Here is a 21,118-nt window from a genome sequence, read left to right on the forward strand (position 1 = left end):
CCCGGAGAAGGCGCAATGCGCCGCCTCCGGGAAAATCCCTACGCCATGAGAGACATATCGTCGGGCTAGACTAACCGATCCTTATTAATGCCTAAACGTTTCATGCGCGACAGCAGCGTCGTGCGCTTGAGCCCCAGGCGCTGGGCGGCACCTTTTGGCCCGGCCACCACGCCGTTGCTCTCTTTCAATACCCGGACGATGAGCTGATATTCATCTTCGCCTTCCTCCGGCAGCACTTCCGGCGCTAGCGTCTCCTGTTCAATATGCATTTCCGGCAGCGACAGTTGCAGTACGTTACCGCGGGTTAACAACACCGCGCGCTCGACGACGTTTTCCAGCTCGCGCACGTTGCCCGGCCAATCCATGCGCGAAAGGGTGCGCAGTGTCTCCGCCGGAATACTGTCGATGTTGCGCCCCAGACGGCGGGCGATTTTGAAGGTGAACGCTTTCACCAGCAGTGGAATATCATCCGGGCGTTCGCGCAGCGGCGGCAGGTGGATCGGGAACACATTGAGCCGATAGTAAAGATCGCTGCGGAATTCACGATCGATAACCATCTGTTTGAGATCGCGGTTGGTGGCGGCGATCAACCGTACATCGGTCTGAATCAGTTTATTACTGCCCAGGCGTTCGAATTCCTGCTCCTGGAGAACGCGCAGCAGCTTCGGCTGCAGCTCCAGCGGCATATCGCCGACTTCATCGAGGAACAGCGAGCTTTTGTCCGCCAGTTCGAAACGGCCGATACGCTGGGCGCTGGCGCCGGTAAAAGCGCCGCGCTCGTGGCCGAACAGATCGCTTTCCAGCAGGCCAGCGGGCATCGCCGCGCAGTTCATTTTCACCATCCGTCGGCCATTGCGTCCACTCAGGTTATGAATAGCGCGAGCGATCAGTTCCTTACCGGTGCCGGTTTCACCGAGGATCAGCACCGTACTGTCGCTCTGCGCTACCATTTCCACCTGCTTGAGCACGCTGTGCATCGCTTCGCTGCGACCAATGATTTCGCCGAACTCGCTTTCGACATTATTGAGCTGTTCGGTGAGCGCCAGGTTTTCATCTACCAGCCGTTCTTTCAGCCGCTGGATCTCGCGATAGGCGAGGGCGTTATCGATAGCTATCGATACGCGTTCGGCGATTTGCCGCAGCAGTTTAAGGTTGGTAGTGGTAAACACTTGCTCATCGCACTGCGCCAGCTTCAGCACCCCGAGCAGCGTATTGCCGGACATGAGCGGTAACAGGCACAGGGTCTGGATCTGGTTATCCCACATCTCGAAGAGCATTTTCTCATACGGCGCCAACGAGTCGTGCTCATGCAGATTGAGCAACAGCATCTCTTTGCTCTTAAACACCCGCTCGGTTAGCGTGCCGGCTTCATCGACTTCGCTTTGGTCGTGGACCGGATGGCTGGCGTCGAGATAGTGGGTGGAGTAAATGTTGAGCTTGCCTTTGCGGTTGCTGCGCAGCACCACGCTGATGGCGTCGATGCGGAAATAGCGGTGGATCTCTTTCGCCACCTCGCTGACCAGTTCGTCAATATCGAGGCGCGACAGGACGGCGTTGGTAATGGCCACCAGGATGCGGAAATTATCGCGCTCGTGGCACAGCAGGTCGTAATCGACGTTGTTGCTGACCCGGTTTTGGATCTGCTCGGTGACGACGGCGACAATCTGCGCGAAAGTATGCAGGCGCTGGTACTCTTTTTCGCTCCATGGCCGGTTGTCGTCGCGGATGAACTCACAACCGCCGAAGATGCGGCCTTCCGCCGCCAGCGGCAGCAGGCAGTAGTAGCCGAATTCCGGGTAAATGCCGCTGGCGGCCAGCTGCGGCCAGGTTTCGGCGAAGGTCGCGTTGTCGCAATGTAGCGCGTCGGGGCGCGACAGCAGGCGGCGTACCGGGCCATGTGCCAGTACGGTTTCATCTTCGTAGCTTGCCGGCTGTCCGGCGTCGTCGCAGGCGTACCTGGCGGCGCGATGGTTGCCGTGGTTCCACAAGATAATCGCCGCCCGGTCGGCAAGCGAGGATTGCTGCACCAGACGGGTTAGCGTTTCGCTCAGCGCGGCCAGATCGGGCTGCTGTAATAAAATACGGGTGATATCAAACAGACCCTGCTGCCCGAGATCGCCCATTGGTGTATACGACATTGCTTAAGTCCAAAAAGCGCCGCAGCGCGGCGCAGAATAAAGAGATGAATCAAATAATAGTCTGTTAATAAAACAATTGTTGCCGTCGTTGAGGTCGACCTGATAAGGCGACCTCCGCCCTCCGGGCCGGTTCAGTGGTTAGCAAATTCTCGGTAGCGGCTCGGCGTGGGGAAGATCGAGAGTCCGTTTAACGCCATATAACCCTACGGAGCTCACGCCGGCGCGCTCGACAACGTCGCCAATTATCGCGGCATTCTGTCCGAGCGGGTGAGACCGTAAATGCTCAAGTACGCGCGGCGCGGCTTCTCTGGCGACGGCAATTACCAGTTTACCTTCGTTGGCGAAATTCAGCGCGTCCAGGCCCAGCAGTTCGCAGACGCCTCGTACCGTATCGTTGACCGGCAGCTTCGCTTCATGCAGTTCGATACCGCAGCCGCTGGTAGCGGCGAACTCGTGCGCCACCGCGTTGACGCCGCCGCGAGTGGCGTCGCGTAGCGCTTTGATGCCCGGAATCTCGCGCAGGGTCTGGATAAGCGGCGTCAGCACCGCGCAGTCGCTGGATAACGCGCCGTCCAGCCCCAACTGTTCGCGCAGGTTAAGAATGGTGGCGCCGTGATCGCCTAACGTGCCGCTGACCAGCAGCACATCGCCGGCGCTAATCTGCTGCGCTCCCCAGTGAATATCGCCGGGGATGGCGCCAATACCGGCGGTATTGATGAATAATTTATCCGCTGCGCCGCGCGGCACCACTTTGGTATCGCCGGTCACAATGGCAATCCCGGCCTGCTGAGCGGTAGTTGCCATGCTGCGCACCACCGCTTCCAGCGTCGCCATCTCCAGCCCCTCTTCGAGGATAAACCCGCAGGAGAGATAGCGTGGCACGGCGCCGCTGACCGCCACGTCGTTGGCGGTGCCGCAGACCGCCAGCTTGCCGATATCGCCGCCGGGGAAAAACAGTGGGTCAATAACGTAGCTGTCCGTTGAGAAGGCCAGCCGATCGCCCTGGGCGGCAAGCCCGGCGAGATCTAAACGCGCCTGATCTTCCTGTTCGGCCAGCCAGGGGTTGGCGAAGGCCTGCATAAACAGCTCGCCAATGAGTTGCTGCATCGCCTGACCGCCGCTACCGTGAGCTAACTGAATGCTTTTCATGCTTTATTTTCCTGACTGCGATATTGATACCAGGCGGCGCAGGCGCCCTCTGAGGAGACCATCAGCGCGCCAAAGGCGCTCTGTGGATTGCAGACGCGGCCAAACAGCGGGCACTGGTGTGGTTTACAACGCCCGGTCAGCACTTCACCGCAGCGGGCGCGCGGGTCGTCGCAAACGCGCTGAGGCGCCGGGCGGAAATGGGCCTCGGCGTCAAAGCGTTGATAATCTGGCGTCAGGCAAACGCCGGAATCGTTGATCGTCCCCAGGCCGCGCCATTCGCTATCGCCGCTCAGGCAAAAGACCTCGGCGATTGCCGCCTGCGCCAGCGCGTTACCGGCATCCGGCACCACGCGACGGTACTGATTCTCTACCTGACTGCGCTGCGCTATTTTCTGCTCAACCAGCATGATCACGCCTTGCAGTAGATCAACTGGTTCAAATCCAGCAACGACTAATGGCCGATGATAGTCGCTGGTGATGAAACCGTAGGCGTCGGTGCCAATCACCATACTGACGTGGCCGGGGGCGAGAAACGCATCGATACCGTTGTCCGGCTGGTCCAGCAGGCTGCGCAGCGTTGGCAGTAGGGTGATGTGCTGACAGAAAAAGTAGAAGTTGCCGACGTTGCGCTCGCGGGCCTGACGCAGCGTCAGCGCGGTGGCGGGCATGGTGGTTTCAAAACCGAGACCGAAAAACACCACCTCGCGCTGCGGATTCTGCTGCGCCAGCCGCAGGGCGTCCATCGGCGAGTAAACGATTCGCACATCGGCGCCGCGACTCTTCGCCTGCAGCAGCGACCCGTTTTTTCCCGGCACGCGCATTGCATCGCCAAAGGTGCAGAAAATAACTCCCGGACGGCTGGCTATCTCGATACACGCATCAATGCGGCCCATCGGCAGAACGCACACCGGGCAGCCGGGGCCGTGAATAAATTCAATATTGTTCGGTAATAGCTGGTCGAGGCCGAATTTGAAGATGGCGTGGGTATGGCCGCCGCAGACCTCCATCATCCGCAGCGGGCGGGCTTCACTGTAGTCCAGCAGCCGGGCGCGCTGCTGCAGATGTTCGACCAGCTGCAGCACCTGCTCCGGCGCGCGGTATTCATCAACAAAACGCATTATCGCTCCTCGCCGTACAGCAGCGCGCCGACGTCCGGTTCAACCTCGAACATGTTTTGCAGCGCCTCGAGGGTATCACGCGCTTCGGCTTCGTTAATCACGCTCATGGCGAACCCGACGTGTACCAGCACCCACTGACCGATGCGCGGCTGGCCCTGCTCGTCGACGGCGCCGACCAGCGTCAGATCGACTTCGCGCTGAATGCCGCACACTTCCACCTTCGCCATCACCCCGTCAATCGTGCGAATTTGCCCCGGAATGCCTATGCACATCGCTGCGTCTCCAGCCAGTTAAGCCACTGGTCCATGCCTTCGCCGCTGGTGGCGGAGAGCAAAATAATCTCGATATGCGGATTCACTTCCCGCGCGCAGGCGAGGCACTTCTCGACGTCAAAGTTGAGGTACGGCAGCAGGTCGACTTTGTTGAGCAGCATCAGGCTGGCGGCGGCAAACATATGCGGATACTTCAGCGGTTTATCTTCTCCCTCGGTAACCGACAGCACCGCCACTTTATGACGTTCGCCAAGGTCGAAGCTGGCCGGGCAGACCAGGTTACCGACGTTTTCGATAAACAGAATGCCGTTATCGCCAGCCGGCAGGCGCGCAGAGGCGTCGGCAATCATTTGCGCATCGAGATGGCAGCCCTTGCCGGTATTGACCTGAATCGCCGGCGTGCCGGTGGCGCGGATGCGCGCGGCATCGTTGACCGTCTGCTGATCGCCTTCAATGACCGCGCAGTCGACGATGCCTTTCAGGCGGGTCAGGGTTTCGGTGAGCAGGGTGGTTTTACCGGAGCCGGGACTGGAGACCAGATTTAGCACCAGTTGGTTATTCGCCGCGAAGCGCGCGCGGTTGCGCGCCGCCAGGCGGTTGTTTTTATCCAGCACGTCGATTTCGACTTCCAGCATCCGCCGCTGGCTCTGGCCCGGCGCGTGGGTACCGGCTTCGCCGTGGCCGTAATGCAGATCGCCTTGCGCGCTGCGGGTCGGGGAGAAGTTATCGGTTTTTACGCCGGTGATGGTCATGGTCTGGCGCGGGGCGGGGGCGAAGGGGGCGCTGCGAAACGCCGAGTGCGGGTTATGTTCATCGCCTTCGATATAAAGGTTGCCTTCTCCGCAGCCGCATGTCGTACACATAATCTTTTACTCCAATTCTAAACGCTGAATCTGTAAGCCATCATCCGCCACGATCTGCAACTGGTCGTTATCGCAGTGCGGGCAGCGGCGGACGTGCTGAGAGACAAGATGCACATACTGCTGACAGCGTTCACACCAGCATTCGGCCTGTTGCTCGGCAATGTGCAGCGCGCAGCCTTCCGCCAGCGTGCCGCGGCACACCAGTTCAAAACAGAAGGTGAGGGCGCTGGCCTCCACGCAGGAAAACGCGCCAACCTTCAGCCACACGCCGGTGACCCGGCGCGCGCCGTTTTGCCGCGCCTGTTGCTCAATAATTTCCAGCGCCCGCTGGCTTAGCGTGATTTCGTGCATGTTGGCCTCCGTTAATACTATGGCGGCTATATGCAATAACGATGCCAGGAGACCATAAACGGTGGGGGAACTGTCGATGACGACGACGGATGGCTGTCATCGACATGTCGCGATGGCGCCAGTATTTTTAATAATTCCTTTAAATTCATATAAATAAATTTTGGCATGGAAAATGCTTAACCGGTGCATCTCATGTAACGGGAGGATCCGGGATGACAATTTGGGAATTAAGTGAAAAGGCGGACTACATCGCCGATCGTCACCGCCAGCATCAGGAGCAGTGGCACACTTACTGCAACTCGCTGGTTCAGGGCATCACCCTGTCGAAAGCGCGTCTGCATCACGCGATGAGCTGCGCGCCGGACAAAGAGCTGTGCTTCGTGCTGTTCGGCCACTTTCAGGTATATGTCGCGCTGGCGGAAGGCTTTAACAGCCACACCATCGAATACTACGTAGAAAGCAAAAATGGCGATGACAAACGGCTGATCGCCCAAGCGACGCTGGATGCGGAAGGGGTGATTGACGGTCGCATCAGTAACCGTTCCCGCGAAGCGGTGCTGGAACACTACCTGGCGATCATCGCCACCGTCTATGACCGTCTGTATGAGGCCATGGAGCGCGACCAGCCGGTGGATTTAAGCCATCTGGCGCAGGTCCATTAATTGTGAAGTGTCGACAAGTGTCGAAACCGACACCTGCGCGGCCTGATTTCGTCAAAAGTGACTTTCACCCGAGGATGACCCGGTGAACCGTTTTGTAATTGCTGATTCCAGCGTCTGTATTGGCTGCCGCACCTGCGAAGCCGCCTGTTCCGAGACGCACCGCCAGTATGGCCTGCAAAGTATGCCGCGCCTGCAGGTCATGCGTAATGAAAAAGAGTCTGCGCCGCAGATGTGCCACCACTGCGAAGACGCGCCTTGCGCCGCGGTGTGCCCGGTCAACGCCATTACTCGCGTTGACGGCGCGGTACAGCTGAATGAAAGCCTGTGCGTGAGCTGCAAACTGTGCGGCATCGCCTGCCCGTTCGGCGCGATTGAATTCTCCGGCAGCCGTCCGTTGGATATTCCCGCCAACGCTAACACGCCGATGGCGCCCGCCGCGCCGCCGGCTCCGGCTCGCGTCAGCTCGCTGCTCGACTGGGTGCCGGGCGTTCGCGCTATCGCCGTGAAATGCGACCTCTGCCACTTTGATGAGCAGGGCCCGGCCTGCGTGCGCACCTGTCCGACCAAAGCCTTAGTGCTAGTGGATATTCGCGATATTGCTAAGTCCAGCAAGCGTAAGCGCGAACTGACCTTTAATACCGACCTCGGCGATTTGTCGCTGTTTCAGGCGCAACAAGGGGGCGTGAAATGAGCGTGGTTGCATTAGTGAATCAGGCGGTTGCCTGGTATGCCGCCAGCGCGGTGCTGGCGTTTTTATTTAGTTTGCGTAAACCGCTGAGCGGCGCGATTGCCGGGATCGGCGGCGCGGTCGCCAGCGCGATGTTAATCGTCGCCGGCTTCTCGGCGCTGATCGCGCCGGAGCGGATCAACGGCGGCATGCTGCAGTATCTGCATCTGGCGATGCGGGTGGGCGGGATTAACGCTCTGTGGCTGTTGGCTATCGGCCTGTCGGCGCTGCCGATTTCGCTGTTTAACATTTCCTGGCATCGTCATCCGCAGGTCAAATCCAACGGCCTGCTGGTTAACCTGCTGCTGGCTGCCGCCACCTGCGCGGTGGTGGTGACTAACTTCGGCAGCCTGGTGGTGATGGCGGAAATCATGGCGCTGTGCGCCGCGTTCCTTACCGGCTGCGCGCAGTCCGGCAAACTGTGGTTTGCGCTGGGGCGTCTCGGTACCCTGCTGCTGGCGTGGACCTGCTGGCTGGTGTGGTCGTTCTACGGCACTCTCGATCTGGCGGCGATTAGCCAGTTGGCCGCCGGCGCGCCGCAGAACATGGCGCTGTGGCTGCCGGGTCTGCTCGGTTTTGCCCTGCTCGCCGGGGTAATCCCGCTGCACGGCTGGGCGCCACAGGCGCATGCGGGCGCCAGTGCCCCGGCCGCCGCGCTGTTTTCTACGGTGGTGATGAAGGTCGGTCTGTACGGTATCCTGACCGTGTCGCTGGCCGGTAGCGTGCCACCGCTGTGGTGGGGCGTGCTGCTGCTGGTGTTGGGGATGATTACCGCCTTTATCGGCGGGCTGTACGCGCTGATGGAACATAACATCCAGCGCCTGCTGGCTTACCACACCCTGGAAAACATCGGCATTATTCTGCTTGGCCTCGGCGCGTTCGTCACCGGTATTGCTACCGGCAATAATGCGCTGATGGTGCTGGGCTTTATCGGCGGCATGTACCACCTGATCAACCATAGCCTGTTCAAAACCACGCTGTTCCTTGGCGCGGGGGCGGTGTGGTTCCGTACCGGCCATCGCGATATCGAGAAGCTGGGCGGCATCGGTAAAAAAATGCCGCTGATTTCACTCGCCATGCTGGTGGGGCTGATGGCGATGGCCGCGCTGCCGCCGCTGAACGGCTTTGCCGGCGAATGGGTTATCTATCAATCCTTCTTCAAGCTGAGCACCGGCGAGGTGTTTATCGGCCGTCTGCTGGGGCCGCTGCTGGCGGTTGGCCTGGCGATTACCGGGGCGCTGGCGGTGATGTGTATGGCCAAAGTCTACGGCGTCACCTTCCTCGGCGCGCCGCGCAGTAAAGAGGCGGAAAACGCCACCTGCGCGCCCTGGCTGATGACCTTAAGCGTGGTGCTGGCCGCCGCGTCCTGCGTCATCGGCGGCGTGGCGGCGCCGTGGCTGTTGCCGCTGGTCGGCCACGTCATTCCGGTTCCAGCGCAGGCCACTAGCGTCGTATCGCAGCCGCTGATCGCCATTCTGCTGATTGCCTGTCCGCTGCTGCCGTTCCTGCTGATGATCTTCTTCAAAGGCGACCGCCTGCCGGCGCGCTCGCGCGGCGCGGCGTGGGTCTGCGGCTACGACCATGAACAAGCAATGGTGGTCACCGCCCACGGCTTCGCCATGCCGGTGAAAGAAGCCTTTGCGCCGCTGCTGAAGCTGCGTCACTGGTTGAATCCGGTACGGCTGGTGCCCGGCTGGCAGAACGCCTCCGCGCCCGCCTTGCTGCGCGGCGTGGCGCTGATCGAACTGGCGGTACTGGTGGTGATTGTGATTTCGCGAGGAGCCTGAGAGTGAACCTATTCGTTGCATTAATACAGGCGCTGGTACTTTTTGCCGTCGCGCCGCTGCTGTCCGGCCTGACCCGCGTTGCCCGCGCGCGCCTGCATAACCGCCGCGGGCCGGGCGTACTGCAGGAGTATCGGGATATCCTGAAACTGCTGGGCCGCCAGAGCGTGGGCCCGGACGCTTCCGGCTGGGTATTCCGCCTGACGCCGTTTGTGATGGTTGGCGTGATGCTGACCATCGCCGCCGCGCTGCCGGTGGTGACCATAGATTCACCGCTGCCGGGGCTGGGCGACCTGATTACGCTTATCTACCTGTTCGCCATCGCCCGTTTCTTCTTCGCCATTTCCGGCCTGGATACCGGCAGTCCGTTCACCGCCATCGGCAGCAGCCGTGAAGCGATGCTCGGCGTGCTGGTCGAACCGATCCTGCTGCTTGGGCTGTGGGTCGCGGCGCAGGTAGCCGGTTCCACCCATATTAGCGCGATTACCGACACCATTTACCACTGGCCCGCCGCGCGCAGCATCCCGCTGATCCTGGCGCTGTGCGCCTGCGCCTTCGCCACCTTTATCGAAATGGGCAAACTGCCGTTCGATTTAGCCGAGGCCGAACAGGAACTGCAGGAAGGACCGCTTTCCGAGTATAGCGGTAGCGGTTTTGCGGTGCTGAAGTGGGGCATCAGCCTGAAACAGCTAGTGGTACTGCAGATGTTCGTCGGCGTGTTTATCCCGTGGGGACAGATGACCAGCTTCAGCACGCCGGGACTGCTGCTGGCGCTGGTGGTCGCCATCGTCAAGCTGGTGGTGGGAGTGCTGATTATCGCGCTGTTCGAAAACAGCATGGCGCGTCTGCGCTTCTGTGCCACTTCCCGCGTCACCTGGGCCGGGTTTGGTTTCGCCTTTTTAGCTTTCGTCTCCTTGCTGGTGGCGTGATTAAGAGAATTTGAGCATGTCTGAAGAAAAAATCGGTCAACACTATCTTGCGGCGCTGCACCAGGCCTTCCCTGGCGTGGTGCTGGACGAAGCCTGGCAGACCAAAGATCAGCTAACCGTCACCGTGAAGGTTAACTACCTGCCGGAAGTGGTCGAGTTCCTGTACTACAAGCAGGGCGGCTGGCTGTCGGTACTGTTCGGCAACGACGAACGTAAGCTGAACGGCCACTATGCGGTTTACTATGTGCTGTCGATGGAGCAGGGCACGAAGTGCTGGATCACCGTGCGCGTGGAAGTCGATGCTAATAAACCGGAATATCCGTCGGTGACCCCGCGCGTGCCGGCGGCGGTATGGGGCGAGCGCGAAGTACGCGATATGTACGGTCTGGTGCCGGTGGGCCTGCCGGACGAGCGCCGCCTGGTGCTGCCGGACGACTGGCCGGATGAACTCTATCCGCTGCGTAAAGACAGCATGGACTACCGCCAGCGCCCGGCGCCGACCACCGACGCGGAGACCTACGAGTTCATTAACGAGCTCGGCAGTAAGAAAAACAACGTGGTGCCGATTGGCCCGCTGCACGTCACCTCCGATGAGCCTGGACACTTCCGTCTGTTTGTCGACGGCGAGAACATTATCGACGCCGATTACCGCCTGTTCTATGTCCATCGCGGCATGGAAAAGCTGGCGGAAACCCGCATGGGCTACAACGAAGTAACGTTCCTGTCGGACCGGGTATGCGGCATCTGCGGCTTCGCCCACAGTACCGCCTATACCACCTCGGTGGAAAACGCGATGGGCATCGTGGTGCCGGAGCGCGCGCAGATGATCCGCGCCATTCTGCTGGAAGTGGAACGCCTGCACTCGCACCTGCTGAACCTTGGTCTGGCATGCCACTTCACCGGCTTTGACTCCGGCTTTATGCAGTTCTTCCGCGTGCGCGAAACCTCAATGAAGATGGCGGAGATCCTCACCGGCGCGCGTAAAACCTACGGTATGAACCTGATCGGCGGGATTCGCCGCGATCTGCTGAAAGAGGACATGATCCAGACCCGCCAGCTGGCGCAGCAGATGCGCCGCGATGTGCAGGAGCTGGTGGATATGTTGCTCAGCACGCCGAACATGGAACAGCGCACCGTCGGTATTGGCCGTCTGGATCCAGAAATCGCCCGCGACTTCAGTAACGTCGGCCCGATGGTCCGCGCCAGCGGCCACGCCCGCGATACTCGCGCCGATCACCCGTTCGTTGGTTACGGTCTGCTGCCGATGGAAGTTCACAGCGAGCAGGGCTGCGACGTGATTTCCCGCCTCAAGGTGCGTATCAACGAAGTTTATACCGCGCTGAATATGATTGATTTCGGTCTCGACAATCTGCCCGGCGGCCCGCTGATGGTGGATGGCTTCACCTATATTCCGCACCGCTTCGCGCTGGGCTTCTCGGAAGCGCCGCGCGGCGACGATATCCACTGGAGCATGACCGGCGACAACCAAAAACTGTACCGCTGGCGCTGCCGTGCGGCGACCTACGCCAACTGGCCGACCCTGCGCTATATGCTGCGCGGCAACACCGTCTCCGACGCGCCGCTGATTATTGGCAGCCTCGACCCTTGCTACTCCTGTACCGACCGCATGACGGTGGTCGATGTGCGTAAGAAAAAGAGCAAAGTGGTGCCGTACAAAGAGCTGGAGCGCTACAGCATCGAGCGTAAAAACTCGCCGCTGAAATAAGGAATCGCCATGTTTACCTTTATCAAAAAAGTCATCAAGACCGGCACCGCGACCCACTCCTATCCGCTGGAGCCGATGCCGGTGGATAAAAACTTCCGCGGCAAACCGGAACACAATCCGCAGCAGTGCATCGGCTGCGCGGCCTGCGTGAATGCTTGTCCGTCTAACGCCCTGACGGTAGAGACCGATCTGGCGACTAACCAGCTGGCGTGGCAGTTCAACCTCGGGCGCTGCATTTTCTGCGGCCGCTGTGAAGAAGTTTGCCCGACGGCGGCGATTAAGCTGTCGCAGGAGTATGAACTGGCGGTGTGGAAAAAAGAGGATTTCCTCCAGCAATCGCGCTTTGCCATCTGCCACTGTCGGGTCTGCGAACGGCCTTTCGCGGTACAAAAAGAGATCGACTACGCTATCGCGCTGCTTAAGCACAACGGCGATACCCGCGCCGAATTGCACCGTGAAAGCTTTGAGACCTGCCCGGAATGCAAGCGTCAGAAATGCCTGGTGCCATCCGATCGTATTGAACTGACTCGCCACATGAGGGAGGCCAGCTGATGAGCAATTTATTAGGCCCGCGCGATGAAAACGGCATTCCGCTGCCGATGACGGTGGAGGAATCCATCGCCAGCATGAAGGCCTCGCTGCTGAAAAAAATCAAACGTTCCGCCTACGTTTATCGCGTCGACTGCGGCGGCTGTAACGGCTGTGAAATCGAGATTTTCGCCACCCTTTCGCCGCTTTTCGACGCCGAACGCTTCGGAATTAAAGTAGTGCCGTCGCCGCGCCATGCCGATATTCTGCTGTTCACCGGCGCGGTGACCCGCGCGATGCGTTCGCCGGCGCTGCGCGCCTGGCAATCGGCGCCGGATCCGAAAATCTGCATCTCTTACGGCGCCTGCGGCAACAGCGGCGGTATCTTCCACGATCTGTATTGCGTATGGGGCGGCACCGACAAAATCGTGCCGGTCGACGTCTATATTCCGGGTTGTCCGCCGACGCCTGCCGCCACGCTGTACGGTTTTGCGATGGCGCTTGGTCTGCTGGAGCAAAAAATCCACGCTCGCCTGCCGGGCGAGCTTGACGAACAGCCAACCGAATTGCTGCATCCCAACATGGTGCAGCCGCTGCGGGTGCGTATCGATCGCGAAGCGCGCCGTCTGGCCGGCTATCGCTATGGTCGCCAGATTGCCGACGACTATATGCGTCTACTGGGGCAGGGCGATAACCAGGTACTGCGCTGGCTGGAGGCGGAGAAAGATCCGCGTCTGACCGAGATCGTCACGCACCTGAATCAGGTGGTCGAGGGGGCGCGTATCCGATGAGCGAGACGGTGGTGTTCAGTCAGCTGAGCCGTAAATTTATTGATGAGAACGACGCGACGCCGGATCAGGCGCAGCAGGTGGTCTATTACAGCCTGGCGATTGGCCACCACCTCGGCGTCATTGACTGCCTGGAAGCGGCGTTAAGCTGCCCGTGGGAGGACTATCTGGCGTGGATTGGCACGCTGGAGGCGGGCAGCGCCGCGCGGCGCAAAATGGAAGGCGTGCCGAAGTATGGCGAGATTGTTATCGACAGTAATCACGTGGCGATGCTGGCTAATGCCTTTGATAAAGCGCAGTCCGCGCAGACCCCGCAGCAGCAGGCGTGGAGTAAAACCCTGCTCAGCATGCTGCACGATATTCACCAGGAAAGCGCCATCTATCTGATGGTGAGGAGACTACGTGACTGACGTTTTACTGTGTGTCGGCAACAGCATGATGGGCGATGACGGCGCAGGCCCGCTGCTGGCGGAAATGTGCGCGGCCAATCCGGTCGGCGGCTGGGTGGTGATTGACGGCGGCAGCGCGCCGGAAAACGATATCGTCGCCATCCGCGAACTGCGCCCGACGCGGCTGCTGATCGTCGATGCAACCGATATGGGGCTCAACCCTGGCGAAATTCGCATTGTCGACCCGGACGATATCGCCGACATGTTTATGATGACCACCCACAATATGCCGCTTAACTATCTTATCGATCAGTTAAAAGAGGATATTGGCGAGGTGATTTTTGTGGGCATTCAGCCCGATATAGTCGGTTTCTATTACCCGATGACTCAGCCTGTTAAGGATGCCGTCGCGACGGTATACGCGCGGCTTGATGGCTGGCAGGGGCAGGGCGGTTTTGCCGCGCTGGAAGCGGCCGAGGAGCAGGCGTTCCCTGGCCTTCCGGGAACGTCTCAGCGATTTTGAGGACACCAATACCGGTAGTTTCAGCCAGCGTGGTGAATAAAATAACGGCAGGCCGTACGGACCGTAGGCCGGGTAAGGCGTAAGCCGCCACCCGGCAATACCGACTACTCCAGATCCGCCCCGTTGCTGGCGATGACCTTCTTATACCACCAGAACGATTTCTTGCGCTTGCGCGCAAGCGTGCCGTTTCCGGCATCGTCGCGATCGACATACACGAAACCGTAGCGCTTGCTCATCTCGCCGGTGGAGGCGGAGACCAAATCGATACAGCCCCAGCTGGTATAGCCGATGACCGGAATGCCGTCATCGATGGCGTCGCGCATCGCCTTGATATGCTCGCGCAGATAGCTAATGCGGTAGTCGTCGTTGATTTCGCCGTTGGCGTCAATTTCATCGCGCGCGCCGAGCCCGTTTTCCACGAGGAATAGCGGTTTCTGATAGCGGTCATACATCATGTTCATGGTGATGCGCAGGCCGAGCGGATCGATGCCCCATCCCCATTCGCTGGCCGCAATGAACGGATTCTTCAGCGACTTGACGATATTGGCGGCGTTGGTATTGCTGGCGTTCATCTCCGCTGACGCGCAGCGCGAGGCGTAATAGCTAAAGGAGACAAAATCAACGGTGTTTTTGAGGATTTCGTCGTCGCCCGGCTGTTTGGCAATAGTGACGCCTTTCTCGCGGAATACCCGCGCGGCCCACACCGGATACGCGCCGCGTGCCTGCACATCGATAAAGAACAGGTTTTCACGATCTTTTTCCAGCGCCATCCAGACATCTTCCGGCTTACAGGAATAGGGGTAGAAATTACCGCCCGCCAGCATGCAGCCGACCTGGTTTTGCGGGTTAACCTGATGGGCTATTTTTGTCGCCAGCGCGCTGGCCACCAGCTCGTGATGCGCGGCCTGGTATTTCACCTGTTCCTGATTTTCTCCCTCCTCAAATACCAGACCGGCGCCGGAGTAGGGACTATGCAGCATAATGTTGATTTCATTGAAGGTGAGCCAGTATTTCACCAGTCCGTCAAAGGCTTCAAAACAGGTGCGCGCATAGTGGCTGAAGAAATCGACCATCTTCCGGTTACGCCATGAGCCATATTCCGTCACCAGATACATCGGGACATCAAAGTGGCACAGGGTGACCAGCGGTTCGATCCCGTACTTTCTGCACTCTTCAAACATCGCACGATAGAAGGCGATACCTTCCGGGTTTGGCTGTTGTTCATCGCCGCGCGGGAACAGTCGGCTCCAGGCGATAGAGGTGCGGAAGACGCTAAACCCCATCTCCGCCATCAGGGCGATATCCTCTTTATAGCGATGGTAAAAATCGATCGCCACGTGGCTTGGGTAGAATTCATCTTCGCGAAGCGTAAAGCGCTTCTCCTGGCCCAGCTTCACCGCCAGGCGATGGGCGCCGTGCGGAATAGTATCAACGGTCGTCAGCCCTTTGCCGCCCTCAAGATAAGCGCCTTCAGACTGGTTGGCGGCCAGAGCACCGCCCCATAAAAATCCGTGTGGAAAACTCGACATGCGTTACCTCGCGTTCAAAAAGTGTTCAGGCGTGAGTGGCCGCGCCCTGGCGCTGTCTGGCGTCGGCGGCGGCATTTTCTACCGGGATATCTTCAAAACCGAGCAGCAGCGTCAGCACAAAGGAGAGCACCACCGACAGCGCCATCACGCCAAAGACCCAAACGATAGTCATCGGATTGGCCGGATCGAAAAACTGGACGCTGGTGAACAGCCCCGGTGCCGCCATCGAATGGCTGGCCAGCCCGGCGATTCCCGCCACCGCGCCGCAAATAAAGCCGCTGATTAAGCTGGCGACCAGCGGGCGTTTCAGACGTACCGCCACGCCGTACAGCGCCGGTTCGGAAATCCCGGCCAGAATCGCCGATGCCGCCGCCGCTAGCGCGGTCTGGCGCAGCTCCGGGTTTTTGGTTTTCCACGCCACCGCCAGCGACGATCCGCCCAGCGACAGGTTGGCGCCGATTTCCGATGGCATCACCATCCCCTCTTTGCCGGTTTCGGCGATGGTTTGAATGATGGTTGGCGTAAAGACGCGGTGCATCCCGGTCATCACCAGCAGCGGCCAGAGTCCGCCCATGATCGCTACCGACAGCCAGCCGAGATAGCTATGGATCGTGTACACCAGCGCGGAGATCGCGCTGCCGATCCAGATGCCGAGCGGGCCAATCAGCAGGATCGCCAGCGGCGCGGCAATCAGCACGATCAGCATCGGTTTAAGGAAGTTTTTCGTCACCGCCGGGGTGATGCGATCGACCCAGCGCTCGATATAAGAGAGGCACCAGGTCATCACCAGCGCCGGGATCACCGTGTAGGTGTATTTCACCGCGGTAACCGGAATGAAGGCGAACTCAACGTGTTCTCCCTGCGCGGCTTTAGCCATTAATTCGATGAATCCCGGATGCACCAGCACCCCGGCGATAGCGATAGCCAGCGACATATTGGTTTTGAATTTTACCGCCGCGGAAGCGGCAACCATCAGCGGCAGGAAGAAGAACGCGCCGTCGCCGATAAGCGTCAGAATGGTCAGCGTCGGAGAGCCTTTTGGCAACGCGCCGCTCATCTCCAGGATCATCGCCAGCAGTTTGACCATCGATCCGCCGATAATCGCCGGGATCAGCGGCGACATGGTGCCGATCAGCGCATCAAGGATCCCGGCGCCGACGCGTTTTAAGGTCAGCGGCGGTTTCCCCTGCGGCTCCGCCGGGCGCAACTCGCCGGGCAGCAGATTCAGCACCTCGCGATACGCCTGCGAGACGGTATTGCCGATGATCACCTGACATTGGTTATCGCTACGCACGACGCCAAGTACCCCTTGCAGCGCTTTCAGCGCCGTGGCGTCCACGCGTTGGTTATCTTTCACCACGAAGCGCAGGCGGGTCATGCAGTGGGTCACGGCAACGACATTATCTGCGCCGCCGAGCGCCGTCAGGATCTGGTTCGCCAGGGCTGCATAATTTTTAGACATCGGATTTTATCCTGTTTTATCAATAGGGTACTGATTACACGCCAGCGCCTGACGGCGGCTATGCGCGGTATATGCATAGGAAACCGGTTCCACAAAATCATGATGAGTTTCATTGAGTCATACAAGAATTAAAAAAATCACTTTGCAAATTTGTGATTTTGATCGCTTTGTAGGCAGCGGCTGGAAAGCATCCCGGTGATGTCGGCTGCTGAAAAACGGCGAGACGTGCAGTACACTGCAGGCAACTTAAGTTACAGGAAGAACCCCATGGCAACGATGCTGGAGGTTGCGAAGCGCGCGGGAGTATCAAAGGCGACCGTGTCGCGGGTGCTGTCGGGCAACGGCTATGTCAGCCAGGAAACCAAAGACCGGGTGTTTCAGGCAATTGCCGAAAGCGGTTATCGGCCGAATCTGCTGGCGCGTAATCTGGCGACCAAAAAAAGCCAGACTATCGGACTGGTGGTAACCAACACCCTTTATCACGGCGTTTATTTCAGCGAGCTGCTGTTTCACGTGGCGCGGCTGACGGAAGATCAGGGGCGGCAACTGATCCTTGCCGATGGCAAACACAGCGCGCAAGAGGAGCGTGAGGCGATTCAGTATCTGCTCGATATGCGCTGTGATGCGATCATCATCTATCCGCGCTTTCTTAGCGTCGATGAGATGGATGAGATAATCGACAATCATGAGCAGCCGATCGTGGTGCTGAACCGTCGCCTGCGCCGCCACGCCAGCCACTGCGTATGGTCCGATCACAAAGCCTCGGCGCGGATGGCGGTTGAAAAGTTAATTGCCAGCGGGCATCGTGACATTGCGTTTATCACCGGTTCGCTGGATTCGCCTACCGGGGTTGAGCGTCTCTCTGGTTATAAAGACGCGCTGGCAGGCCTGGGGCTTCCCGTGCGGCAAGAACTGATCGTCGAAGGGCGCTGGACGCCACAAACCGGAGCTGCCGCTGTCGAAGCGCTCTGCCAACGCGGCGTCAGTTTCAGCGCGCTGGTCGCCAGTAATGACGACATGGCGATCGGCGCGATTAAGCAACTGTACCAGCAGGGGATCGCGGTGCCGCAGCAGGTATCGGTGATCGGTTTCGATGACATCGCGCTGGCGCCGTATATGATCCCTTCGCTCTCCAGCGTTAAAATTCCGGTCACCGAAATGATGAAAGAGAGCATCAACAGGCTGATCTTTATGCTCGATGGCGGGGAATTTAAATATCAGCAAACTTTCCCCGGCGAGCTGATTGAACGCGAGTCGTTGGCGCGCGGCCCGCATGTCTGATGTCGTCAGCTGTCATCGTCAGTTGTGACGATGACAGCTGCTGTTAATTTAATTTCCTTAAATTTCAATGAAATAAAAGTTGGAACGTATTATGCATAATCCGGCGCGTTAACTTCTTTCCGCTGGAGAAATGGATGAACCGTTTCATTATCGCCGATGCGAGCAAATGCATCGGCTGCCGCACCTGTGAAGTGGCCTGCGTGGTCTCTCATCAGGAAAATCAGGATTGCGCCGCGCTGACGCCGCAGTCGTTCCTGCCGCGTATTCACGTGATCAAAGGTGTCAATGTGTCGACGGCGACGGCCTGTCGTCAATGTGAAGACGCGCCATGCGCCAACGTCTGCCCGAACGGCGCCATCAGCCGCGATAAAGGCTTTGTCCACGTGATGCAGGAGCGCTGCATCGGCTGTAAAACCTGCGTCGTGGCCTGCCCGTATGGGGCGATGGAAGTGGTGGTGCGCCCGGTCGTTCGCCACAGCGGCGCCGGGTTGAACGTCATGGCGGAAAAAGCCGAAGCCAACAAGTGCGACCTGTGCCACCAGCGCGATAGCGGTCCGGCCTGCATTGAAGCCTGCCCGACGCACGCGCTGGTTTGCGTCGACCGCAACAAGCTTGAGCAGATGAACCTCGAAAAACGTCGCCGTACGGCGCTGGCCTGGTAATACGCCGCATGAACGGGGTGCAAATCCGCATTCGCGGCAAAGTGCAGGGGGTGGGTTTCCGCCCCTTTGTCTGGCAACTGGCTCGGCAAATGGCGCGCGGCGGCGATGTCTGTAACGACGGCGACGGCGTGCTGGTCAGACTGACCGGCGACGACGGTGGTTTTACTGCCGCGTTGGCCCGTCACTGCCCGCCGCTGGCGCGTATTGACAGCACCGACTGCACCCCGTTTCACTGGCATAAGCTTCCTCAGGATTTCACCATTCGCCACAGCGGCGGCGGCAGTATGCGCACGCAGATTGTTCCCGATGCCGCAACCTGCCCGGCGTGCCTGGCGGAGATGAACGATCCGCAAGAACGCCGTTACCGTTACCCCTTTATCAACTGTACCCACTGCGGGCCGCGTTTCACCATTATTCGCGCCATGCCATACGATCGTCCCTTTACGGCGATGGCGCCGTTCCCACTTTGTCCGCGCTGCGCTGCCGAGTACCGGGAGCCTGCCGATCGCCGTTTTCACGCCCAGCCGGTGGCCTGTGCCGATTGCGGCCCACAGCTGGAGTGGCGGGCGGGAACGCTAACGCTATTCGCTGAAGCGGCGCTGCAGGCGGCCATCGCGCGGCTGGCTGCGGGCGATATTGTGGCGATAAAAGGGATTGGCGGTTTTCATCTGGCCTGCGATGCCGGTAATAGCGTGGCGGTGGCAGCGCTGCGCGCGCGAAAACGGCGCCCGGCAAAACCGCTGGCGGTAATGCTGCCGACGGCCACGGGATTACCCGCCGCGGCGGCAACGCTGCTGCGCTCGCCCGCCGCGCCGATTGTATTGCTGGCTAAAGCGCAGGTTCCCGGCCTGTGTGACGAGATTGCGCCAGGGCTTGCGGAAGTTGGGGTGATGCTGCCGTCTAATCCGCTGCAGCATTTACTTCTGCAGGCGCTGGCGCGCCCGATAGTGATGACCTCCGGCAACTTCAGCGGCCGCCCTCCGGCATTGAGTAATCGCGAAGCGCTCACCGACTTAGCCGATATCGCCGACGGTTTTCTGCTACATAATCGCGATATCGTGCAGCGTATGGACGATTCGCTGGTGCGCTCAAGCGGTGAGATGCTGCGCCGAGCCCGTGGCTATGTGCCGGATGCGCTGCCGCTGCCGTCGGGCCTGGATAATATTCCGCCGTTGCTGGCGCTGGGGGCGGATATGAAAAATACCTTCTGTCTGGCGCGCGGCGACGAGGCGGTGCTGAGCCAGCATTTTGGCGATCTCGGCGAGGAGGGCGTCGAGCAACAGTGGCGCAGTGCGCTGCAGTTAATGCAGAGCATTTATGCATTTGCGCCGCAGCGGGTGGCGGTTGACGCCCATCCCGGCTATCGCTCGACACAGTGGGCGGCGTCAATGTCGTTACCGGTCGAGCCGGTACTGCATCACCATGCCCACGCGGCGGCTTGCCTGGCAGAACACCGCTGGCCGCTCGACGGCGGCGATGTGATTGCCCTGACCCTTGATGGCATTGGCATGGGGGAAAACGGCGCGCTGTGGGGCGGCGAATGCCTGCGGGTGAACTACCGCGAATGCGAACATCTTGGCGGCCTCCCGGCCGTGGCTTTGCCGGGCGGCGATCTGGCGGCGCGCCAGCCGTGGCGAAATTTGTTGGCCCAGTGCCTGGCATTTATTCCCGACTGGCAGTCATACCCGCAAACCGCCGCGCTGGGGCAGCGAAACTGGCCGCTGTTGGCGCAGGCCATCGAACGCGGCATTAATTCGCCGCGCGCCTCTTCCTGCGGACGGCTGTTTGATGCCGTCGCCTGCGCGCTGGATTGCGCGCCGGAGAGCCTGAGCTACGAAGGCGAGGCGGCCTGTCGGCTGGAGGCGCTGGCCGCCAGCTGTCCGGGCGTCAGCCATCCGGTCACGCTGCCCTGGCGCGGCGGCGAGCTGGATTTAGCCACCTTCTGGCGACAGTGGTTGCGCTGGCAGGCGACGCCCGCGCAGAAAGCCTGGGCCTTTCATGATGCGCTGGCCTGCGGGCTGGCGGCGCTGGCGCGCGACCGCGCCGCTTCCCGCGGGATAGCGACGATCGTTTGTAGCGGCGGCGTACTGCATAATCAGCTGCTCGCCGCCCGCCTCAGCAATTACCTCTCTGATTTTACTTTGCTTTTGCCGCAGCAGCTTCCCGCTGGCGATGGCGCGATCGCCTACGGTCAGGCGGTGGTGGCCGCCGCCCGCTGGCAGTCTCAAAGGATTTAA

20 protein-coding genes are annotated in these 21,118 nt (G+C 59.9%); 12 read left to right on the forward strand and 8 right to left on the reverse strand.

The window, feature by feature from the left end:
• Window positions 1-65: 65 nt before the first annotated feature.
• The 6 genes from flhA to hypA all read right to left on the reverse strand — a co-directional run bounded on the left by flhA (window position 66) and on the right by hypA (window position 5,891).
• The gene (flhA, locus tag ABLV17_RS09745) at window positions 66-2,138 is read right to left on the reverse strand and encodes a formate hydrogenlyase transcriptional activator FlhA (RefSeq protein WP_087858555.1); all 2,073 of its coding nucleotides are present in this window, start codon (window positions 2,136-2,138) and stop codon (window positions 66-68) included.
• A gap of 138 nt (window positions 2,139-2,276) precedes the next feature.
• Complete coding sequence (hypE, locus tag ABLV17_RS09750; protein ID WP_308958038.1) at window positions 2,277-3,287, reverse strand: hydrogenase expression/formation protein HypE; 1,011 nt, start codon at window positions 3,285-3,287, stop codon at window positions 2,277-2,279.
• Window positions 3,284-4,405: a hydrogenase formation protein HypD gene (gene hypD, locus ABLV17_RS09755; protein ID WP_230250362.1), complete on the reverse strand. Its 1,122-nt coding sequence runs from the start codon at window positions 4,403-4,405 to the stop codon at window positions 3,284-3,286. The genes hypE and hypD overlap by 4 nt, the downstream gene beginning before the upstream one ends.
• A complete protein-coding gene (locus tag ABLV17_RS09760) occupies window positions 4,405-4,677 on the reverse strand; it encodes a HypC/HybG/HupF family hydrogenase formation chaperone (RefSeq protein WP_015703264.1) in 273 nt (90 codons plus the stop codon). The genes hypD and ABLV17_RS09760 overlap by 1 nt, the downstream gene beginning before the upstream one ends.
• Window positions 4,668-5,540 (reverse strand): hydrogenase nickel incorporation protein HypB, encoded by an 873-nt coding sequence (hypB, locus tag ABLV17_RS09765; protein WP_015370022.1) that lies wholly within the window; start codon window positions 5,538-5,540, stop codon window positions 4,668-4,670. The genes ABLV17_RS09760 and hypB overlap by 10 nt, the downstream gene beginning before the upstream one ends.
• Window positions 5,541-5,546: 6 nt before the next feature.
• Entirely contained in the window at window positions 5,547-5,891 is a 345-nt protein-coding gene (hypA, locus tag ABLV17_RS09770; protein ID WP_015370023.1) for a hydrogenase maturation nickel metallochaperone HypA, read from the reverse strand.
• Window positions 5,892-6,103: 212 nt separating this feature from the next.
• Here hypA and hycA point away from each other — a divergent pair, with 212 nt between their 5' ends.
• The 9 genes from hycA (at window position 6,104) to hycI (ending at window position 13,947) form a co-directional block, all read left to right on the forward strand.
• On the forward strand, window positions 6,104-6,553 hold the full coding sequence (gene hycA / locus ABLV17_RS09775) for a formate hydrogenlyase regulator HycA (RefSeq protein WP_015370024.1): 450 nt from the start codon (window positions 6,104-6,106) through the stop codon (window positions 6,551-6,553).
• 82 nt (window positions 6,554-6,635) lie between these two features.
• The gene (locus ABLV17_RS09780; protein ID WP_015370025.1) at window positions 6,636-7,244 is read left to right on the forward strand and encodes a 4Fe-4S dicluster domain-containing protein; all 609 of its coding nucleotides are present in this window, start codon (window positions 6,636-6,638) and stop codon (window positions 7,242-7,244) included.
• Window positions 7,241-9,067 carry a formate hydrogenlyase subunit 3 gene (hycC, locus tag ABLV17_RS09785; RefSeq protein WP_308958582.1) on the forward strand — a complete coding sequence of 609 codons (1,827 nt, stop codon included), beginning with the start codon at window positions 7,241-7,243 and terminating at the stop codon, window positions 9,065-9,067. The genes ABLV17_RS09780 and hycC overlap by 4 nt, the downstream gene beginning before the upstream one ends.
• 2 nt (window positions 9,068-9,069) lie before the next feature.
• Window positions 9,070-9,993 carry a respiratory chain complex I subunit 1 family protein gene (locus tag ABLV17_RS09790; RefSeq protein ID WP_308958581.1) on the forward strand — a complete coding sequence of 308 codons (924 nt, stop codon included), beginning with the start codon at window positions 9,070-9,072 and terminating at the stop codon, window positions 9,991-9,993.
• Between the two features lie 16 nt (window positions 9,994-10,009).
• On the forward strand, window positions 10,010-11,719 hold the full coding sequence (gene hycE, locus ABLV17_RS09795) for a formate hydrogenlyase subunit HycE (protein WP_015370028.1): 1,710 nt from the start codon (window positions 10,010-10,012) through the stop codon (window positions 11,717-11,719).
• Window positions 11,720-11,728: 9 nt separating this feature from the next.
• Window positions 11,729-12,271 carry a formate hydrogenlyase complex iron-sulfur subunit gene (locus ABLV17_RS09800; RefSeq protein WP_015370029.1) on the forward strand — a complete coding sequence of 181 codons (543 nt, stop codon included), beginning with the start codon at window positions 11,729-11,731 and terminating at the stop codon, window positions 12,269-12,271.
• On the forward strand, window positions 12,271-13,038 hold the full coding sequence (locus ABLV17_RS09805; protein ID WP_087858548.1) for an NADH-quinone oxidoreductase subunit B family protein: 768 nt from the start codon (window positions 12,271-12,273) through the stop codon (window positions 13,036-13,038). Before ABLV17_RS09800 ends, ABLV17_RS09805 begins: the two co-directional genes overlap by 1 nt.
• Window positions 13,035-13,445 carry a formate hydrogenlyase maturation HycH family protein gene (locus ABLV17_RS09810; RefSeq protein WP_015370031.1) on the forward strand — a complete coding sequence of 137 codons (411 nt, stop codon included), beginning with the start codon at window positions 13,035-13,037 and terminating at the stop codon, window positions 13,443-13,445. The genes ABLV17_RS09805 and ABLV17_RS09810 overlap by 4 nt, the downstream gene beginning before the upstream one ends.
• Window positions 13,438-13,947 carry a hydrogenase maturation peptidase HycI gene (gene hycI, locus ABLV17_RS09815; RefSeq protein WP_308958580.1) on the forward strand — a complete coding sequence of 170 codons (510 nt, stop codon included), beginning with the start codon at window positions 13,438-13,440 and terminating at the stop codon, window positions 13,945-13,947. Before ABLV17_RS09810 ends, hycI begins: the two co-directional genes overlap by 8 nt.
• 104 nt (window positions 13,948-14,051) lie before the next feature.
• On the opposite strand, the gene ABLV17_RS09820 is transcribed toward hycI, so the two are convergent.
• Window positions 14,052-15,476: a 6-phospho-beta-glucosidase gene (locus ABLV17_RS09820; RefSeq protein WP_308958579.1), complete on the reverse strand. Its 1,425-nt coding sequence runs from the start codon at window positions 15,474-15,476 to the stop codon at window positions 14,052-14,054.
• Window positions 15,477-15,501: 25 nt separating this feature from the next.
• Window positions 15,502-16,938, reverse strand: a complete 1,437-nt coding sequence (gene ascF / locus ABLV17_RS09825; RefSeq protein WP_308958578.1) for a PTS cellobiose/arbutin/salicin transporter subunit IIBC — start codon at window positions 16,936-16,938, stop codon at window positions 15,502-15,504.
• A gap of 267 nt (window positions 16,939-17,205) precedes the next feature.
• Between ascF and ABLV17_RS09830 the strand changes: the two genes are divergently transcribed.
• The 3 genes from ABLV17_RS09830 to hypF all read left to right on the forward strand — a co-directional run bounded on the left by ABLV17_RS09830 (window position 17,206) and on the right by hypF (window position 21,118).
• Window positions 17,206-18,219 (forward strand): LacI family DNA-binding transcriptional regulator, encoded by a 1,014-nt coding sequence (locus ABLV17_RS09830; protein WP_308958577.1) that lies wholly within the window; start codon window positions 17,206-17,208, stop codon window positions 18,217-18,219.
• A gap of 134 nt (window positions 18,220-18,353) precedes the next feature.
• The gene (hydN, locus tag ABLV17_RS09835; RefSeq protein WP_015370036.1) at window positions 18,354-18,881 is read left to right on the forward strand and encodes an electron transport protein HydN; all 528 of its coding nucleotides are present in this window, start codon (window positions 18,354-18,356) and stop codon (window positions 18,879-18,881) included.
• An 8-nt stretch (window positions 18,882-18,889) separates the two neighbouring features.
• Window positions 18,890-21,118 carry a carbamoyltransferase HypF gene (gene hypF, locus ABLV17_RS09840; RefSeq protein WP_308958576.1) on the forward strand — a complete coding sequence of 743 codons (2,229 nt, stop codon included), beginning with the start codon at window positions 18,890-18,892 and terminating at the stop codon, window positions 21,116-21,118.

The sequence above is a fragment of the Klebsiella sp. CN_Kp091 genome (assembly GCF_040065095.1).
GTDB classification, from domain to species: domain Bacteria; phylum Pseudomonadota; class Gammaproteobacteria; order Enterobacterales; family Enterobacteriaceae; genus Klebsiella; species Klebsiella aerogenes.

Excerpts from the sequence above, each read along its gene's own strand:
- hypE (WP_308958038.1), bottom strand. The coding sequence starts at position 3,287 with ATGAAAAGCATTCAGTTAGCTCACGGTAGCGGCGGTCAGGCGATGCAG.
- hydN (WP_015370036.1), top strand. The coding sequence starts at position 18,354 with ATGAACCGTTTCATTATCGCCGATGCGAGCAAATGCATCGGCTGCCGC.
- hycC (WP_308958582.1), top strand. The coding sequence starts at position 7,241 with ATGAGCGTGGTTGCATTAGTGAATCAGGCGGTTGCCTGGTATGCCGCC.
- ABLV17_RS09800 (WP_015370029.1), top strand. The coding sequence starts at position 11,729 with ATGTTTACCTTTATCAAAAAAGTCATCAAGACCGGCACCGCGACCCAC.
- ABLV17_RS09820 (WP_308958579.1), bottom strand. The coding sequence starts at position 15,476 with ATGTCGAGTTTTCCACACGGATTTTTATGGGGCGGTGCTCTGGCCGCC.
- ABLV17_RS09760 (WP_015703264.1), bottom strand. The coding sequence starts at position 4,677 with ATGTGCATAGGCATTCCGGGGCAAATTCGCACGATTGACGGGGTGATG.
- hypB (WP_015370022.1), bottom strand. The coding sequence starts at position 5,540 with ATGTGTACGACATGCGGCTGCGGAGAAGGCAACCTTTATATCGAAGGC.
- hypF (WP_308958576.1), top strand. The coding sequence starts at position 18,890 with ATGAACGGGGTGCAAATCCGCATTCGCGGCAAAGTGCAGGGGGTGGGT.
- ABLV17_RS09805 (WP_087858548.1), top strand. The coding sequence starts at position 12,271 with ATGAGCAATTTATTAGGCCCGCGCGATGAAAACGGCATTCCGCTGCCG.
- flhA (WP_087858555.1), bottom strand. The coding sequence starts at position 2,138 with ATGTCGTATACACCAATGGGCGATCTCGGGCAGCAGGGTCTGTTTGAT.
- ABLV17_RS09830 (WP_308958577.1), top strand. The coding sequence starts at position 17,206 with ATGGCAACGATGCTGGAGGTTGCGAAGCGCGCGGGAGTATCAAAGGCG.
- hypD (WP_230250362.1), bottom strand. The coding sequence starts at position 4,405 with ATGCGTTTTGTTGATGAATACCGCGCGCCGGAGCAGGTGCTGCAGCTG.
- ascF (WP_308958578.1), bottom strand. The coding sequence starts at position 16,938 with ATGTCTAAAAATTATGCAGCCCTGGCGAACCAGATCCTGACGGCGCTC.
- ABLV17_RS09810 (WP_015370031.1), top strand. The coding sequence starts at position 13,035 with ATGAGCGAGACGGTGGTGTTCAGTCAGCTGAGCCGTAAATTTATTGAT.
- hypA (WP_015370023.1), bottom strand. The coding sequence starts at position 5,891 with ATGCACGAAATCACGCTAAGCCAGCGGGCGCTGGAAATTATTGAGCAA.
- hycA (WP_015370024.1), top strand. The coding sequence starts at position 6,104 with ATGACAATTTGGGAATTAAGTGAAAAGGCGGACTACATCGCCGATCGT.
- hycE (WP_015370028.1), top strand. The coding sequence starts at position 10,010 with ATGTCTGAAGAAAAAATCGGTCAACACTATCTTGCGGCGCTGCACCAG.